General features: G+C 37.7%; 18 protein-coding genes. 15 read left to right on the top strand and 3 right to left on the bottom strand.

From position 1 onward, the window contains the following. From ACR2MV_RS11595 to tsaB, 11 genes are all read left to right on the top strand, one after another. Nucleotides 1-618: protoheme IX farnesyltransferase (locus tag ACR2MV_RS11595; protein WP_434022080.1), on the top strand; the 618-nt coding region annotated here is incomplete at its 5' end. 7 nt (nucleotides 619-625) lie between these two features. After that, on the top strand, nucleotides 626-1,186 hold the full coding sequence (locus ACR2MV_RS11590) for a cytochrome c oxidase subunit 3 (protein WP_434022079.1): 561 nt from the start codon (nucleotides 626-628) through the stop codon (nucleotides 1,184-1,186). Between the two features lie 124 nt (nucleotides 1,187-1,310). Further along, nucleotides 1,311-2,288, top strand: a complete 978-nt coding sequence (locus ACR2MV_RS11585; protein WP_434022078.1) for a cytochrome c oxidase subunit 3 — start codon at nucleotides 1,311-1,313, stop codon at nucleotides 2,286-2,288. Between the two features lie 16 nt (nucleotides 2,289-2,304). Beyond that, nucleotides 2,305-2,652 carry a cytochrome C oxidase subunit IV family protein gene (locus ACR2MV_RS11580; protein ID WP_434022077.1) on the top strand — a complete coding sequence of 116 codons (348 nt, stop codon included), beginning with the start codon at nucleotides 2,305-2,307 and terminating at the stop codon, nucleotides 2,650-2,652. A 65-nt stretch (nucleotides 2,653-2,717) separates the two neighbouring features. Beyond that, the gene (locus tag ACR2MV_RS11575; protein WP_434022076.1) at nucleotides 2,718-3,368 is read left to right on the top strand and encodes a hypothetical protein; all 651 of its coding nucleotides are present in this window, start codon (nucleotides 2,718-2,720) and stop codon (nucleotides 3,366-3,368) included. A 21-nt stretch (nucleotides 3,369-3,389) separates the two neighbouring features. Beyond that, nucleotides 3,390-4,031, top strand: a complete 642-nt coding sequence (locus ACR2MV_RS11570; protein ID WP_434022075.1) for an SCO family protein — start codon at nucleotides 3,390-3,392, stop codon at nucleotides 4,029-4,031. 5 nt (nucleotides 4,032-4,036) lie between these two features. Beyond that, entirely contained in the window at nucleotides 4,037-4,555 is a 519-nt protein-coding gene (locus ACR2MV_RS11565; RefSeq protein ID WP_434022074.1) for a DUF420 domain-containing protein, read from the top strand. A gap of 203 nt (nucleotides 4,556-4,758) precedes the next feature. Next, the gene (locus ACR2MV_RS11560; protein WP_434022073.1) at nucleotides 4,759-6,456 is read left to right on the top strand and encodes a hypothetical protein; all 1,698 of its coding nucleotides are present in this window, start codon (nucleotides 4,759-4,761) and stop codon (nucleotides 6,454-6,456) included. Between the two features lie 105 nt (nucleotides 6,457-6,561). Then, nucleotides 6,562-6,777 carry a hypothetical protein gene (locus ACR2MV_RS11555; protein WP_434022072.1) on the top strand — a complete coding sequence of 72 codons (216 nt, stop codon included), beginning with the start codon at nucleotides 6,562-6,564 and terminating at the stop codon, nucleotides 6,775-6,777. 76 nt (nucleotides 6,778-6,853) lie between these two features. Beyond that, nucleotides 6,854-8,302: a TolC family protein gene (locus tag ACR2MV_RS11550; protein WP_434022071.1), complete on the top strand. Its 1,449-nt coding sequence runs from the start codon at nucleotides 6,854-6,856 to the stop codon at nucleotides 8,300-8,302. A 15-nt stretch (nucleotides 8,303-8,317) separates the two neighbouring features. Further along, nucleotides 8,318-9,001 carry a tRNA (adenosine(37)-N6)-threonylcarbamoyltransferase complex dimerization subunit type 1 TsaB gene (gene tsaB / locus ACR2MV_RS11545; protein ID WP_434022070.1) on the top strand — a complete coding sequence of 228 codons (684 nt, stop codon included), beginning with the start codon at nucleotides 8,318-8,320 and terminating at the stop codon, nucleotides 8,999-9,001. Here tsaB and ACR2MV_RS11540 read toward each other — a convergent pair. Together ACR2MV_RS11540 and ACR2MV_RS11535 are read right to left on the bottom strand one after the other, a co-directional pair. Continuing rightward, nucleotides 8,982-9,347: a DUF1304 domain-containing protein gene (locus ACR2MV_RS11540; RefSeq protein WP_434022069.1), complete on the bottom strand. Its 366-nt coding sequence runs from the start codon at nucleotides 9,345-9,347 to the stop codon at nucleotides 8,982-8,984. The two genes, tsaB and ACR2MV_RS11540, sit on opposite strands and share 20 nt — an antisense overlap. A gap of 12 nt (nucleotides 9,348-9,359) precedes the next feature. Further along, a complete protein-coding gene (locus ACR2MV_RS11535; RefSeq protein WP_434022068.1) occupies nucleotides 9,360-11,408 on the bottom strand; it encodes a thioredoxin domain-containing protein in 2,049 nt (682 codons plus the stop codon). A gap of 357 nt (nucleotides 11,409-11,765) precedes the next feature. Between ACR2MV_RS11535 and ACR2MV_RS11530 the strand changes: the two genes are divergently transcribed. Continuing rightward, nucleotides 11,766-14,030: an inorganic phosphate transporter gene (locus ACR2MV_RS11530; protein WP_434022067.1), complete on the top strand. Its 2,265-nt coding sequence runs from the start codon at nucleotides 11,766-11,768 to the stop codon at nucleotides 14,028-14,030. 205 nt (nucleotides 14,031-14,235) lie between these two features. Beyond that, nucleotides 14,236-14,595: a thioredoxin gene (gene trxA, locus ACR2MV_RS11525; RefSeq protein ID WP_434022066.1), complete on the top strand. Its 360-nt coding sequence runs from the start codon at nucleotides 14,236-14,238 to the stop codon at nucleotides 14,593-14,595. 68 nt (nucleotides 14,596-14,663) lie between these two features. On the opposite strand, the gene ACR2MV_RS11520 is transcribed toward trxA, so the two are convergent. Beyond that, nucleotides 14,664-15,653 carry an aspartate-semialdehyde dehydrogenase gene (locus tag ACR2MV_RS11520; protein WP_434022065.1) on the bottom strand — a complete coding sequence of 330 codons (990 nt, stop codon included), beginning with the start codon at nucleotides 15,651-15,653 and terminating at the stop codon, nucleotides 14,664-14,666. 199 nt (nucleotides 15,654-15,852) lie between these two features. Between ACR2MV_RS11520 and ACR2MV_RS11515 the strand changes: the two genes are divergently transcribed. Further along, the gene (locus tag ACR2MV_RS11515; RefSeq protein ID WP_434022064.1) at nucleotides 15,853-17,121 is read left to right on the top strand and encodes a peptidase U32 family protein; all 1,269 of its coding nucleotides are present in this window, start codon (nucleotides 15,853-15,855) and stop codon (nucleotides 17,119-17,121) included. Nucleotides 17,122-17,367: 246 nt separating this feature from the next. Beyond that, nucleotides 17,368-18,090, top strand: a complete 723-nt coding sequence (locus ACR2MV_RS11510; protein WP_434022063.1) for an SDR family NAD(P)-dependent oxidoreductase — start codon at nucleotides 17,368-17,370, stop codon at nucleotides 18,088-18,090.

Here is an 18,090-nt window from a genome sequence, read left to right as displayed (position 1 = left end):
GTGAATATGGCAATGTTTATTGCTGTAACACTCACCTTATTGGGATTGATCATTCTATTTAACATAAATCAGAAAACGGCCTTGTTTGGAGCCATTTCAATATTTTTATATACTTCAGCATATACTCCTTTAAAACCGGTAACACCACTTTCCGTGTTTGTCGGTGCAATTCCCGGAGCCATTCCTTTTATGTTGGGCTGGGTTGCCGCAACCGGTAGTTTCGGAATTGAGGCCGGGATGCTTTTTATGATACAGTTCTTTTGGCAATTTCCACATTTTTGGGCCATTGGCTGGTTGCAGTTTGATGAATATAAAAAAGCAGGTTTTAACATGATGCCAACCGGGGAGAAAAACACCAAAGCTTCCAGGCTGATTATCATTTATACCGTATTTATGTTAATTGTCTCCATATTTCCTGTGTTCAGGTTTACAGGAGATTTGTACTTACTTCCTGTTTCGGCCATTGTGATTTTTGGTCTGGGTCTGATCATGTTGTATTACGGTGTCAAATTACACAAGGAACAATCCGATAAGATGGCAAGAAAGCTTATGTTATCAAGTGTTTTATATATAACTTTGATCCAAATTATTTTTGTGATTGATAAATTCTTACACTAACAACATCATGGAACAGAAAACAAGAGAAAAGACTTTTAAGCAGATGTTATGGATATCTATGATCAGTATGACCATGATGTTTGCCGGTTTAACCAGTGCTTATGTAGTGAGCAAGGGAAGAGAAGATTGGGTTAGTTTTGTGCTTCCTTCAGCCTTTTTCATCAGCACCGTGTTGATATTGCTCAGTAGCCTTTGTTTTTATATTGCAAAAAAGACCTTGATGGCAGGTGATCAGACCAAAACAACATTATTTTTAGCGCTTACGTTAATTTTGGGATTGAGTTTTGTTTTTTATCAATTTAACGGATTCAACCAATTAATAGAAGCCGGATTGTATACCACTGGACCACAAAGTAATGTTGCTTCTTCATTTTTGTATGTGATCACGGGAGCCCATTTGTTGCATATTTTTGCAGGCATTATTTCCTTGGTGGTGGTTTTGTTTAAAAATATAGCTGGCAAGTATACACCTGAAAGTCATTTAGGCTTTTCTTTAGGCGCGATTTTCTGGCATTTTGTAGATGCTTTATGGATTTATCTTTTTGTCTTTTTCTATTTTATAGGATAATCCCAACATTTTTACCTTATTGATTCTATTTATCAATAATTTTTATATTTTTGCTGCTTAGTGTAAAACATGACAAAAGTCAGTTTTATAAGAGAAAAAAGATCAATTAAATTAAACTTTTTTTATGGAGGCAATTGTTGCTGATTCCCCAAAGGGAGGAGCTTGGAGCGGAGGAAATAACAGACCTTTCGATTCGAGTTATGGAAAGATGATGATGTGGTTCTTTATCATGTCTGATGCCCTTACATTTTCAGGATTTTTAGGAGCCTATGGTTTTATTCGTTTTAAGTACCTAGATTCATGGCCGATTGCTGATGAAGTATTTACCCACATTCCTTTTATTCACGGGGATTTTCCGATGTATTATGTGGCATTTATGACCTTTGTCCTTATTTTTTCATCTGTGACTATGGTATTGGCCGTAGATGCAGGAAAGCATATGCAAAAAGGAAAAGTAATTGTCTATATGGGGCTTACGATCATTGGAGGTTTGATCTTCCTTGGTTCTCAGGCTTGGGAATGGAAGACCTTTATCAAAGGTAGTTATGGAGCTGTACAATTACAGGATGGTAAAATAGTGCAGTTTGTAGATGGTTCAGGACACCAGATCAGTTTAGGTAGTTTTGCTTCTCATACGGCCACGGAAAGAGTTCAACATAAAAAGGAGAATGGATTATGGTTCGTTTCTGAAGCATCAATTCCTTCTGTGACCTTACAGCAGGTAAAGGAAGGCTTTGCAGCCAATCCTGATATTAGAATGCGTACGGAATTGATCAATCTTGAGACAAAGGAAAAAACAATCGTTTCGAGAGAAGAGGCGAATAAATTTCTGGAAAAAGCAACCATGGTTGTTGAAGGTGCTAATCTGACGGAAAATGAATATGGCAAAACATTGTTTGCAGATTTCTTTTTCTTTATTACCGGATTTCACGGATTCCACGTTTTTTCTGGAATTTTGATTAATATTATCATCTTTTTTAATGTGATTGTCGGTACTTATGAGCGCAGAGGTCATTATGAGATGGTCGAAAAAGTTGGTCTTTACTGGCACTTTGTCGATCTTGTTTGGGTATTTGTTTTCACGTTCTTCTATTTGATATAAAAAATTTATTTATAACATGTCACACGCTAAATCACACACAGCATTAATTTGGAAAGTATTCGCTTTTCTTTCACTGGTTACGATCGTTGAAGTAGTACTGGGGATTGCAAAACCAGCTTCCTTAAACCTTACACAAGTGTTGGGAACGAGCATTCTTAATTGGATATTCCTGATTCTTACTTTGGTAAAAGCATATGGAATTGCCTGGTATTTCATGCATTTAAAAGATGAAAAGACCTGGTTTAGAAGGTCCATCGTATGGCCAGTAGTTTTCCTAATCGCCTATTTGGCTTTTTTCTTATTGTATGAAGGAGATGCCGCAGGGATCATTGATCAGGAATGGACAAGATGGTCGTATAACTAATCCATTTTTAAACGAATCTTTAAGTGTTTTGAGTTTTCAAAACACTTTTTTTATACCTTTACTTCATGGCAAAACCAGGTAAAAATACCATTGTCTTATCCCTTCTCTTTTTTGGGCCTTTAGTCTTTTATTTATTCCTTTTAACCGGAACCAATAATTTTGCAAAATTACCTGTAGTAACAGAAAAAGTAAGTGATGTAACTTCTTTGAGCGATCAGGATTCGATTCGTTTGGAGAATAGTATTAGCGTCTTGTGTTTTTTGGGAAGTGATTTATTGAATCACAAAACGAATGCCTTGAATTTGAATGAAAAGATCTATAAACATTTTTACGGATTTAAGGGATTTCAATTTGTAGTGGTGTTGCCAGAAGGAGCTGAAGCCGATGCCCGGCAACTAAAAAAAGAACTTGGGGCAACCTATAATGTGGATAAATGGCACTTTTTATTTGGTGATAGGGAAGCGGTACAAAAAATGTTTGCAAGTCTGGAAACTAGCTATGAATTAGATGAGAATATGTACAGTCCTTATGCTTTTATAATAGACAGGGAATTGAATTTACGTGGAAGAAACGATGAGGAGGCCAAAGAAGAGGGACTATTATATGGATATAATGCAGAATCGGTTGCTACTGTTCATCAAGAGATGGTGGATGATGTGAAGGTGGTGATGGCCGAATACCGACTGGCTTTGAAAAAGAACAAAAGAGAAATCTAACATGAAATTCTCAGCAAGATAATGATGAAAAAAAACTCTTACATAGCGATCGCTTTTATCATATTGATTTTTGGAATATACGCGGTTCCAAAAATTGTCGAAAGACTGTCTGGAGGAGAGGAATTGATAAAATTTGAAAAGGTTCCTGAGTTTGAATTCACAGATCAGGACAATCAGTTAATTTCGAATGCGGCCTATGAAAATAAGGTTTATCTGGTAGAATTCTTTTTTACTTCCTGCCCGACGATTTGCCCGAGAATGAATGAAAACATGGTGAAGATTCAAAAGGAGTTTTATGGAAACCCATCCTTTGGAATTGCTTCAATTTCCATTGACCCGGAAAGAGACACGCCAGAAGTTCTCAAGACCTATGCTGCTGAAAAAGGGGCCAATTTAAAGAATTGGCACTTTTTAACCGGAGAAAAAGAAGCTATCTACTCTTTTTCAAATGATGGTTTTAAGTTATACGCAGGAGAAAACAAAGATGTAGAAGGAGGCTTTGAACATTCAGGTTTATTTGCCTTAATAGATAAGAATGGGTACATAAGATCCCGCACTGTGAAAAATGGAGATATTGAAAATCCCATCAAGTTTTACAATGGACTTGAAGATAGAGAGATTCAATGGCTCAAAGAGGATATAAAAGTACTCTTAAAAGAATAAGCTCTATGGAAGCAACAAAAAAATACAATCGGATTATCGTTATTTTGTCGGTCATTATTCCACTGGCAGTAGCAGGCTTGTTCGGGGTGAAGCTGGATATAGACTTACCTGTTTTTTTACCACCCATTTACGCAGGAATAAATGCGCTTACAGCTGTTGTATTAATTACTTCTTTTTGGGCCATTAAAATGAAAAATATAGTTCTTCACAGACGTCTGATGAAAACTGCCATTTTTTTGTCAGCCCTATTTTTAATTTTTTATGTGTTATACCATATGACCTCTGATTCTACTTCATACGGCGGTGAAGGGATCGTAAAAAAGGTGTATTTCTTTGTTCTTATTTCTCATATTCTTTTATCAATAATAGTGATACCCTTTGTATTGATCACTTTTGTCCGTGGATTGACCAATGATATCGAACGACATAAAAAAATAGCCAGAATTACCTTTCCCTTATGGCTGTATGTAACTATTTCAGGAGTGATTGTTTATTGGATGATTTCTCCTTTCTACACTGTGTAACACCGCCAGATCGAAAAGAGCCTGGTCATTTCGCTGTATTTTTATTTATGAGTTTTGATGAAACGCGATGTATTAAGTTCATACATTTTAGCTGGATGTAAGAATAAGATTTTGTATATTACATTGATATTCAGTCTAAAAGAATGTTTTAGAACTGAATTACATCCATCAACAACCGTTTTATGATCCTTAATATCTAACAAATGAAAACCAAACTTAGCCTCTTTATTTTCGTAATGACAACCCTCGTTTTAGGAACTCTTTATTTCAGATTTTTTGGAGTGAATGATGTGAAAAAGCCTGCAGTTGCCGGTTTGAATGTGATAAAGTGCAGCTCAGCAAACTTCATGTTGGACCCAATAGATTCGAGCAAGCAAGTTTCTCCTTTGTTTGAAAACCTGGGTACCCACGAATTCAAAATTCAAACGGATTCTGACAAAGCTCAAATCTTTTTTAATCAGGGATTAAATCTTGGCTTTGCATTTAATCATGCAGAATCTCACCGGTCATTTTTAGAAGCCTCCAGACTGGATCCGAAAGCGGGAATGTCGTTTTGGGGACAGGCCCTGGTGTTAGGACCAAATATCAATGACCAGATACCGGATACGGAAAGAAGGCTCAAAGCATTTGAAGCGATTGAAAAGGCCAAAAGCAATATGGAGCAACTGAGCGATAAGGAAAAAGCCATGATTTTAGCATTGGCGGATAGGTATTCTAAAGATACTTTAATGGAATTAAAGGAATTGAACGTAGCGTATATGAATGCCATGGCAGGCGTGGCGAAGCAATACCCGAACGATGCAGATATTTTGACCTTATATGCCGCTGCCATTATGAATACCGTTCCCTGGGACTACTGGGATGAAAACGGAGATCCTTCACCAAATATTCCAGAGGCAAAAGAAGCGTTGGAAAGAGCCATAGAAATAAATTCAGAACATCCGGGAGCGCATCATTATTATATTCATATGGTGGAGTTGCCAAAACCGGACATGGCAGTGCCCAGTGCAGAAAAACTAAGGGTTCTGATGCCGGGAGCAGGTCATATGGTGCATATGCCGGGACATATTTATATGCGTGTTGGAAGGTATAAGGAAGCCGTTGAGGTGAATCAGGAGGCTATTCTGGTAGATGAAGATTATATCTCACAATGTTATTCTCAGGGCATGTATCCGTTGGGTTATTATCCCCATAACATTCACTTTTTATGGTCAGCCGCGAGCATGCTTGGAAATGAAAAATTAGCCATTGATGCTGCCAAGAAAACAGCTGAAAAAGTATCGCCAAGCATGCTTGAAGTAGACAGGGTCTTCGAGAATTTAGCATCAACACCTTTGCTGGCATACCTGAGATTTGGCAAATGGAATGAAATCCTCACTGCTCCGGCTCCAGGTGATTCCTATACATATCTAAACATGATATGGCATTATTCCAGAGGGATGGCCTTTCTAAAAAAAGGAAATCTCAAAGAAGCCGAGGAAGAACTTGAATTTCTCAGGAATCGAGATAAAGAATTAGGACATGAGAATATATCAAAGGTAGCCTATGAGTCTCTTGCAGGTGAATACAAGGCTGCCTCCGGAGATTTATCAGCCGGAATTGATCATTTAAAGCAGGCGGTCATTTATGAAGATGAATTGCCTTATAACGAGCCGGCTGAATGGTATATTCCGACAAGACAGCAATTAGGTCTTCTGTTGTTAAAAGCTGAAAAATTTGCTGAGGCTGAAAAAGTTTATCGTGAAGATCTGGACTATTACAGACAAAATGGATGGTCACTCATGGGTTTACATCAAAGCCTGATCGGGCAGAAAAAATTCGATGCTGCGGCCGAGGTTAAAACCGAATTTGAGCTTGCCTGGGAACACGCAGACATTGAAATTGATTCTTCCGTGTTATAGCTCAGGAAACGACGATAATATTTGGACATTCTTGGCTAGTTGCGTAATTTTGCCTCGCTAATTTATTGCATTCCAAAGGTGGGCAATATCAGTTAATAATGCTGCATGTACAAGAAAACACTTTTTATAATACTTCTTTCGTTTTCCATAGATAGTTTTGGTCAATGTGCCATGTGTCGTGCTGTGGTCGAACAGGGTGGAGAAGAAGTAGCGGAAGGAATTAATTCAGGCATCGTTTACCTGATGGCTTTCCCCTATTTATTAATAGCAGTAGCCTTCTTTTTATTCTACAGAAGTTGGAAGAAATCTTCAATGAGATAATTTTTAAGAAATAGTGTAACAAATTTTTTAAGACCTCGTCTTATATTCAAAATTCCAATATCGAAAGTTATCATTTATGAAAGCACCACTCAGCCTGATTTTGTTTTTCAGTTTTATTTTATCTGTTCAATCTCAGGAAATCAATCCGGATATAAAGAAATGGACCTTGCGCGAATGCGTTGATTATGCCATTGAAAATAACATCAGTGTTAAACAATCAGAGAATAATATAGCGCTTGCCGAAGTAGATAAAAGAGCGGCTATTGGAAATTTTATTCCAAATTTGAATTTTAACAGTTCTGCTGCATGGAATTCTGGTTTGACAACAGATGTTACCACAGGTGTACTGATCAATCAAACTACTCAAACAACCAGTGGAGGTCTTTCTTCCGGGGTTGCCATTTATAGAGGTCTTCGTAATCAAAATGAATTGCGCAGGGCTGAATTAAGCATTTTGGCCAGCCAATATCAACTGGATAAAATGAAGGACGATATTTCTTTGTTTGTGATCAATGGATATTTAGAGGTTTTATTCAGTAAGGAGGCGGTAAATGTTGCCATACCTCAGGTTGAAATTACGCAAGAGCAATTGGAAAGAACAAGACAATTGGTGGAAGCAGGAACACTGCCACGAGGAGACCTGCTGGATGTAGAAGCAACTTTGGCCAACGATGAGCAGAACCTAATTATTACTCAGAACAGAGTTCGGTTGGCAAAGATTTCATTGGCTCAGTTATTGCAATTGGAGGATTTTGATAATTTTGATATTGCCAATGAAGAAATCGAAACTTTACCGTTGATCAACTTACCTGAGTATTCAGTGGACATGATCTATGAAAAAGCCTTAGAGACAAGAAATGAAATTAAAGTAGCTCAGACCAATATTGAGATTGCGGAAAGTGATGTGAAATTGGCAAAAGGAGCTATGCAGCCTACCTTATCGGGTTTTTATAACTGGAATTCAAGATATTCAGATAGAGACAGAGTTATTGGTTCTGCCATTGACCCTGACAATCCAACAGTCGTCATTGGGCAGGTGGAAACAACAGGAGACAATGTGATTTCTCCAAATTTTGGACCTGTTTTAGGCCCTGCAGATGATTTCTTTAGTCAGATCAATGATAATAAAGGTTCGGCTTTTGGTCTTTCTTTACAGATTCCTATTTTAAATGGATTCAACGCATCGAATAATGTGAGAAGAGCAAAGATCAATTTCGATCAGCAAAAGTATCAATTGGAACAAGAAGAATTGGATCTTGAAAAAATCATTCACCAGGTATATACGGATGCTGTGGGAGCATTAAAATTGTATGATGCTACCAAGAGATCGTTGGAAGCGAGAGAAGTATCTTTTGAATATGCTCAGGAAAGATTCGATGTAGGAGTGCTGAATTCTTTTGACTACAGTCAGATTAAAAACAGACTTGTAACGGCCAATTCGGATTTCTTAAGAGCGAAATACGATTTTATTTTTAGAGTGAAGTTATTAGAATATTACTATGGAATTCCTGTAGATAATCTGTAAATAAAAGCTGAACTAGTGGGAATCATTCTTAACATAGAAACGGCAACAAAGAACTGTTCGGTTAGCATATCTAAAGAGAATGACATAATTGCTATGAGAGAATTGAACGAAGGCAAATTTTCCCATGCCGAAAAATTACACAGTTTTATACTAGAAACTGTTAAAGAAGCAGGGCTTCGCATGCAGGATGTAGATGCGATTGCTATTAGTAAAGGTCCAGGCTCTTATACCGGTCTTAGAATAGGTGTATCAGCCGCGAAGGGTTTATGTTATGCACTAGATAAACCCCTGATTTCAGTTTCAACATTAGAAAGTATGACGCATCAGGTCTCACTTAAAAAAGGTGAGCTGGTGGTACCCATGTTAGACGCGCGGAGAATGGAGGTTTACAGCGCTGTTTTTGATCATCAATACCTACAAATTAGAGCTACCCAGGCTGAAATCATTGAGGATGGTTCCTTTGGTGAAGAACTCGAGAGAGGCATTGTTTATTTTGTGGGTGACGGCGCTGAAAAGTGTAAAACCCACATTACTCATAAGAATGCAATATTTATTGATGATGTGTATCCTTCAGCCAAAGAAATGGCGGGGCTTTCGGCAGATAAGTTCAAGAAAGGAGCATTTGAGGATGTTGCCTATTTTGAACCTTTTTACTTAAAAGATTTTGTCGCAGGGAAGCCTAAAAAATATTTTCAGTAAGCAGTATCAGAATCAATCCTATCAAGGCAGGTATGCCCTGAACATAAAACAACCTTATTTTTTTTGTGGAATAGGCACCATAGGCTCCGGCAATCACAACACAGCTCAGAAAGAATATCATAACATTTGTTGATTGAGCAAGCCCTCCCCATAGTAAACCAGCTGCTAAAAAGCCATTGTATAGGCCTTGATTCGCTGCGAGAACCTTCGATGACTCTGCCTGCTCTAATTTCATTCCAAATGTTTTTAAGCCTTTGGGTTTGGTCCAGTAAAACATTTCAAGGATCATAAAATAGATATGTTCAAAAGCGACCAGGAAAACAAAAAATAAGATTACAAATTTCATAAATATCTAATTCTAATAGGAATTGCTCATCTGTTTTAAGGCTTTGTTTGTTTCAGAGACAGGTAACTTACAGGCACCATCAATACATACATATATGGTTGTTTCTCCTTCGTTGTATTTATAAGCCAATAATGGAAGTGTACTTTCCTTTTTGCTACCGACAATTAACTTGTTAGGTATATAAAGGGCATTCAATTCTTTTAATTTAACCGGGGCATCAGACCCTACAATGGCCACCTCATAATAATTGCCCAGATAATTACTGTAAAGGTTAAGCCAGTTGGAAGCACCTGAACCATAGCTAATCGAATTTTCTTTCACATTGTTCAGCATGGCCTTTGCATTTTCGGCGTAATGCTTGTTAGCATAGTAGTGGCCTAGTTTAAAAAGATTATTCGCTGTTATTGAATTCGAAGATGGAATTACATTGTCATCGGTTTCCACTTTTTTAGAGATAAGCCCTTTTTCTTTATTGGAAGTAAAGAAAAACATCTTGCTGCTCTCGTCATAAAAATGATCAAAACTATAATCTGTGAATTGTTTTGCATAGGAAAGCCAGCTTTCATCTAAGGTTACTTCGTATAAATTAATAAAGGCATCCGTTACGGTGGCATAATCTTCTAAATAAGCCTCTATATTACTTTTACCATCTTTAAAGTTTCTGTACAAACCACCATCTTCCTTGGTCATTTTAGTAATGATGAAATGGGCATTTTTAAGAGCCATTTCTAAAAATCGTTCTTCATCAAACACACGATAGGCATCAATATAGCCTTTTAACATTAGAGCATTCCAGGAAGTTAGTGTTTTGTCATCAAGTCTGGGCCTGTCTTTCTTGTTCCGGGCTGTAAGCAAGATCTCATGCCATTTTTCAATCCTTGAATTAAGATCTTCCAAGCTGATATTATTCTCTTCACAGAAATCTGTCTTAGATATGGAACGAATCAGATGGTATTTATCACCTTCCCATTTTCCGTAACCATTCACATTATAATATGTCGAAAAGAGTGTGTAATCAGCTCCTATGAGCTGTTCAAGTTCTTCTTTGGTCCATACGTAATAAGCACCTTCTTCCAGTTCTCCTTCTTCATTCAGGCTATCTGCATCTAATGATGAATAAAAGGCCCCAATATCTTTGTAAAGTTCTGTTTCAACGAATTTTATTGTTTCATATACAACCTCTTTATACAAAGGGTTTTTGGTAACCAAATAAGCATCTGAATATAAGGAAACCAACTGGGCATTGTCATAAAGCATTTTTTCAAAATGTGGTACATGCCAATGATCGTCCACTGAATACCTGGCAAAACCTCCTCCAACATGATCAAAAATACCACCGTAAGCTATTTGCGTCAGAGAGGTATTCACATAGTCCATGATTTGCTCATTTTGACTTTGAACAGCATAGCGAAGCAGGAACTGGATGTTTCCGGGCATAGGAAATTTAGGCGCTCCTTTTCTTCCTCCGTTTTTTTCATCCATCGTTGGCATCCAGGCCTCAATGGCGGTTTGAAGTTCCTCAGTATCAAAAGATGCTTCCTCTTCATTGAGAGTAACCAAGCCACTTTGTTGTATTCCTTCGGTTAGTTTAGCAGCATATTCTTCTGCTTTTTGCGGCTCTTTTTCATAAAGATCAGCGAGTTGAGTAAGCGCATTGGTCCAATTATCCTTAGGAAAATAGGTGCCACCCCAGATAGGTCTTCCGTCGGGTAAGGCCACACAATTAAGTGGCCAGCCACCGCTGCCTGTTAAAAGTTGCACGGCATTCATATATACCTGATCAACATCTGGTCGCTCTTCTCTGTCCACTTTTACGTTGATAAAGTGTTCATTCATAATAGCGGCCACAGCTGAATCTTCAAAGCTCTCATGTTCCATAACATGACACCAGTGACAGGCGGCATATCCCACTGAAATCAGCAGTAATTTATTTTCTTTTTTTGCGAGCTCCAGCGTTTCGTCATTCCAGGCATGCCAGTCAACGGGGTTATGCGCATGCTGCAGAAGGTATGGACTCGTTTCATTAATAAGAGCGTTGGTAAATTGATGTTCTTTTTCCATTGATGGGTCTTTAGTTTTTTTACAGCTGTACACAAGCACACAAAGTGATAACAACAGAAGAAATTTCTTATACATGGAGCAAATTTTCACAAATATAACACCATTTAGGCGATTTTTTCTGTTAAAGTTCTCGCCCCGGCTGAGATGGAATTGTGCTGATGACACCGACGAGTTTCAAATTTGAATTTGGAAAAACGCTGGCATAATTTTCCTTCTGCAATGATCAATTGGAAGGTCCGCTGGAGGTAAATATAAAGTTAAGTAAATGTTATTCATTTTTTTTAAAACGTAACATTAAGTTAACATACAAACCTGATTTGTATTATAGCTTTGCCACAAAATTATATACTTGAAATCATGGAGAATATCTATATTTTAATGTTGATTGCGCTGGTGGCATTAGCCGCGATTGACCTGGTTGTAGGAGTTAGTAATGATGCAGTAAATTTTCTAAATTCAGCCATTGGATCCAAAGTAGTTTCTATGAGAACTATTATGATCGTAGCCAGTTTAGGTATTGCTGTTGGGGCTATTTTTTCCAGTGGGATGATGGAGGTTGCAAGAAAGGGGATTTTTAATCCGAGTGAGTTTTATTTTAATGAGATCATGATCATATTTATGGCAGTGATGATTACTGACGTATTGCTGCTTGATTTCTTTAATACCTTGGGGATGCCGACCTCTACCACAGTATCCATTGTATTTGAACTTTTAGGTGCAGCTGTGGCCATGGCATTGATCAAAATTGCGGTCTCTGATGGAGAAACTGTGGCTAATTTGTCTCAATACATCAATACTGAAAAGGCTATTTTAATCATCTCCGGAATATTTCTCTCCGTGATTGTCGCCTTTTCCATAGGTGCCATAGTTCAGTACCTTTCAAGATTGTTTTTGACATTTAATTTTGAGCAAAAGCCAAAGATATACGGTGCGCTGTTTAGCGGTATTGCCTTGACTTCGATTACCTATTTTATTTTTATGAAAGGTCTGAAAGGGACCGCTTATTATAAGGATATTAAAGGCTTATTAGAAGGGAATGAAATGATCATTATTGCTATTGCCTTTTTCCTTTGGACAAGCTTATCCTTTGTACTTACCAAATATTTAAAATTTAACTTATATAAAATCATCATTACCGTTGGTACCTTTGCCCTGGCATTGGCTTTTGCCGGGAATGATCTGGTGAATTTTATCGGGGTCCCGATGGCTGCATGGAATTCATATGAAGCATGGAGTGCCTCAGGTATGGCGGCCGATGAATTTAATATGGGCGTTTTGGCCGGAAAAGTGCCTACGCCTTCTATATTCCTTTTTGTTGCCGGATTGATCATGGTGGTTACTTTATGGTTTTCTTCCAAAGCAAAAAAAGTAGCTGCTACGGAAGTAAATTTAGCCAGACAGAGTGAAGGGCATGAGCGTTTTCAACCTAATTCCTTGTCTCGTGTGATCGTAAGATCTACCATAGGGGTGATCAACGGGATCAATTATGTGCTTCCTAAAAGCATGCAGACAAACATCAGTGAAAGGTTTGAAAAACCAGTGGTAAACCTGCCTAAGAAAAAGGTGTATGAATTGCCTGCTTTTGATGCTGTACGAGCATCTACAAATTTAATGGTGGCGGGTATTTTGATTTCTATCGCCACTTCCTATAAATTGCCTTTATCCACAACATATGTAACGTTCATGGTAGCGATGGGTACTTCATTGGCAGACAGAGCCTGGGACAGAGAAAGTGCCGTATACAGGGTAGCCGGAGTGTTAAATGTGATAGGGGGTTGGTTTTTTACTGCTTTTATTGCTTTTGTAACTGCTGCCATTTTCACCTATTTAATACACCTAGGAAGTATTACTGCGGTAAGCCTGTTACTGTTATTAGTGTTTTTTATCCTGGTACGAAATTTTGTAAAGCACAAAAAAGAGGAAAAGGAAGCTGCCCAGAAAAGAGTTATCAAACGAGCTGAATTAATTACAGCCAAGGAAGTAATAGAAGAAACTTCAGATCATATTTCGGAAGTCATCAGCAGAGCCAATAAACTATATACAAATGTAGTGAACAACTTATCTGTTCAGGACTTGAGTAAATTGAAGAAAACAGACAAGCATGTCCTTAAGTTGAATTCAGAGGTAGATGCTTTGAAAGATGAAGCTTTTTACTTTATCAAGTCATTGGATGATTCTTCTGTAGAAGCAAGTAGATTTTACTTACTTGTGCTGGGCTATCTGCAGGACATTTCTCAGTCAATCAGCTACATTTCTAAGGCGAGTTTCAAACATGTGAATAACAATCACAAGCAATTGAAAAAGGGCCAGATTAAGGATTTAAAGGTCATTGATAATCAGTTATCAACCATGTTAAAAGACATATCTATTATTTTCCAGGACAGAAAATTCGAAGATATTTCAAAAATAGTAGCTGAGAAACAGGAATTGTATGATCATGTTTCCAAATCCATAGAAAAACAAATTACCAGAATTCGATCTGAGGAGTCAAGTGCTAAAAATACCACCTTGTATTTTGGGAACTTACTCGAAACAAAAGATTTGATTTCAGCCATCATGAATTTACTGGAACTGTATCAAGAGTTTCACTTCAGTATGAAGAAAGCAAATATTAAGATGTAAACACTATGAAATCCGGCCTCAGGGCCGGATTTTTTTTGATCATTTAATAGCTGTTTTAGAATATTGTGGGAAGCAATTGATTATATCACTGTAACTTAAGTCACCGACATAATGTCAAAATATGCGTCACTTTGTACTGATTTATAAAGTGGTACGTTAATTGCCACTCTATTGAAAAACAAGATATAACGTAAATAGAATACTTATGACAGAATTGTTAACGAAAGAAACATTTTTAAAGAAGGTCTTTAATTTTGTTGATAATAAAGAATGGAAATTTGAAGGTGACAAACCATGTATTATAGATTTTTACGCGGATTGGTGTGGACCTTGTAAAATGGTAGCCCCTATTCTTGAAGAATTATCTGAAGAGTACAAAGGGAAAATTGATATTTATAAAGTAGATACAGAGGCAGAAACAGAATTATCTGCAGCCTTTGGTATCAGATCGATTCCATCGATGTTGTTTTGTCCTGCAGGAGAGCAGCCACAAATGGCTCAGGGTGCCTTGCCAAAACACAACCTGGAAGAAATTATAAAAGATGTCTTAAAAGTTGAGAAATAAGATGTGATACCATCAAAAAAAAAGCTGTTTTCGTAGAAAACAGCTTTTTTTATTCCTTGATAAGGGAATTAAACCAATTCCTTTTCCATCAGGTATTCAGCGATTTGAATTGTATTCGTAGCTGCGCCTTTTCTCAGATTGTCACTTACCACCCACATGTTTAACGAGTTTTTCTGTGACTCATCTCTCCTGATTCTTCCAACAAAGACATCGTCTTTCCCTTCTGCATAAATAGGCATCGGGTAGGTGTTTGTCTCTAAATTGTCTTTCACAACGACTCCGTCAGTTTCATGAAGTAATTTTCTGACCTCATCAACATCAAAATCCTTTTCAAATTCGATGTTAATACTTTCAGAATGTCCTCCAGCAACCGGAATTCTTACAGCTGTTGCGGTTACCGCAATACTGTCATCGTTTAATATTTTTCTGGTTTCATTTACCGGTTTCATTTCTTCTTTCGTGTATCCATTGTCTTCAAACACATCACAATGTGGTAATGCATTTCTATGAATTGGATAAGGGTAAGCCATTTCGCCCTTGATTCCCTGGTATTCGTTCTCCAACTGTTGTACAGCTTTCACACCTGTTCCAGAGATAGATTGGTAGGTAGAAATGACCAGTCTTTTAATACCATATTTTTTATGCAATGGTGCCAGTGCAACTACCATTTGAATCGTAGAACAATTTGGATTCGCAATGATTTTATCCGCCGTGCTTAATTCTCCCGCATTGATTTCAGGAACCACTAATTTTTTACTCGGATCCATTCTCCATGCCGATGAATTATCGACAACGGTGGTACCCACTTCTGCAAATTTAGGAGCCCATTCAACAGATGTTGCTCCTCCAGCTGAAAACAAGGCAATATCCGGTTTTTGGTTTACAGCGTCCTGAAGTCCTATAACGGTATAATCTGTACCTCTGTAGTTGATTGTTTTACCCACAGATCTCTCTGAAGCCACCAATAACAATTCAGTGATCGGGAAATTTCTCTCTTCAAGTACTTCTAACATGACGTTACCTACCATTCCAGTCGCGCCTACTACTGCAATTTTCATAATAATTAAATTTTAATGCTTCTTATTGAAGTTGCAAATATGCTAAATATTTGCCGATGAATATAGCATCCTGATTAGGAAAATCAAACAATGTTTAAATTATATCAAATTTAAGGCCAAGCACTTAATTTTTAACAGATAATTATTGATTAAATAATAAATCGTAATTTTGCGGCTCTTAAAAATTAAGATTGACGATATGGTATTGAACGGAAATAATAAAATTGAGTTGATGGCACCTGCAGGTAATTTTGAATCTTTGCAGGCGGCTTTGGATAATGGAGCGGATTCTGTTTATTTTGGGGTTGAACAATTGAATATGAGAGCAAGAGCCTCTATCAACTTCACTCTTGATGATCTCCCTGAAATTTCAATGCGCTGTAAAGCGAAGAATGTGAGAACCTATCTTACGTTAAATACCATTATCTATGATCACGATCTGACGATTGTAAAGACTTTGCTGAAACAGGCAAAGGAAGCAGATATTTCGGCAGTAATTGCGATGGATCAGGCTGTGATTGCCATGGCGAGGCAAGCCGGTATGGAAGTACATATTTCTACACAGATCAATATCACCAATATTGAGACGGTAAAGTTTTACGCCATGTTCGCTGATACTGTGGTGTTAAGTCGTGAGCTTAGTTTACGTCAGGTGAAAAAAATTACGGAACAGATTGAAAAAGAAGAGATCAAAGGCCCATCCGGAAGATTGCTGGAGATAGAAATATTTGGTCATGGAGCGCTTTGTATGGCAGTTTCCGGAAAATGTTACATGAGTTTACATTCGCATAATTCATCAGCAAACAGAGGTGCCTGTAAACAAAATTGCCGTAAGAAGTATACGGTAATTGATCAGGAAACCGGGTTTGAGATGGAATTAGACAATGAGTATATCATGTCTCCTAAAGATCTTTGTACGATTGACTTTCTGGACCAGGTTGCTGATGCAGGGATCAAAGTACTTAAAATAGAGGGAAGAGGCAGAGCACCGGAATATGTGGCAAATGTCATTAAATCTTACAGACAGGCCATTGATGCATTGGCTGACGGTACCTATGATAAGGAAAAGGTCATCGGTTGGATGCTTGAACTTGAAAAAGTTTATAACAGAGGATTCTGGAATGGTTATTATCTGGGTCAGAAATTAGGAGAATGGAGCAAAGGCTCAGGATCTCATGCTACTCAGAAGAAAGTGTATATTGGAAAGGGAATGCACTTTTTCCCAAAAGCCAATATCGGAGAATTTAAACTGGAGGCTTTCGACTTGAAAATAGGAGATAGAATTTTGGTAACAGGCCCTACTACAGGAGCAAAAGAACTTGATATAAAGGAAATGTTCGTGAATGACGAAAAAGGTGATTTTGCCCAGCGAGGTGATAGTATCACGATTCCTCTTGAATTCAGAATCAGGCCCAGTGATAAGTTGTACAAGATTGTAGCGGTTGAAAAACCAGTGGAGTCTGCTTAGAGCAAAAAGGAATTACATGTGTAAATTAATGCAGCCAGAATGTGAGGCTTGCAAAGAGCAGGATGGCTAAAAACACGCCCAATCCTACCATCCAAACTTTGTTGTAATAGATTTTGTGCAATTTTATATCCTTTCGATAACTCCATATCATCAGAATTACAAAAGCGAAAGCAAATATTGCGGCAAAAATAAGTTGTCCTCTACTAAACATTTTGGTTATATTTAAGGCTGTAAAGGTAAGATAATATGAGTAAAAAAGCGATCGTTTTTGGCGCAACATCGGGAATAGGGCAAGCCCTGTCCAGGCTATTGGTTAAAGATGGTTATCAAGTCATTATCACCGGCCGTCGGAAAGAACGACTCGAGGCCCTGAAAAAGGAAAGTCCGGAACAATATATTGTAAGAAAGCACGATATTACAGAAGTAGATGACAGCAAGGTCTTTTTTGAAGAGCTTGCGGATGATATGCCTCAGGTAGATTTGATTGTGCATAATGCTGGTATTGGTGAGAATAACTTTGATCTTGAATGGGAAAAGGACTTGCCAACCCTTGAAACCAATGTGGTTGGAGCCACAATGATCTATCAGTTGTCGTACAATTTTTTTAAAAATCAAGGATTTGGACATTTGGTTAGTATCACCTCAATTGCCTCTCTGGTGGGGAACAGACATGTGCCTGCCTACCATGCCTCTAAAGCTTTTCAATCGAGTTATATGGAGTCTTTATGGATGAAGGCAAGAAAGACTAAGAAAGCCAAAATTACCGTTACCAATATCCTCCCTGGCTATGTAGATACGGATATTATTACGGGCCCGACTTTTTGGATGGCTCCATTGGATAAGGCAGTCAATCAAATTTATACGGCCATTAAAAAGAAGAAAAGAAAAGCGTATGTAACCAAAAGGTGGAGGTTGGTTGCAATGATGATGAAAATTCTACCACCACAAATATTAGTTAAATTTTTATAG

The organism is Lutimonas sp., assembly GCF_051011215.1.
Classification (GTDB): Bacteria; Bacteroidota; Bacteroidia; order Flavobacteriales; family Flavobacteriaceae; genus Lutimonas.
This window is presented reverse-complemented; position numbering and strand designations above follow the sequence as displayed.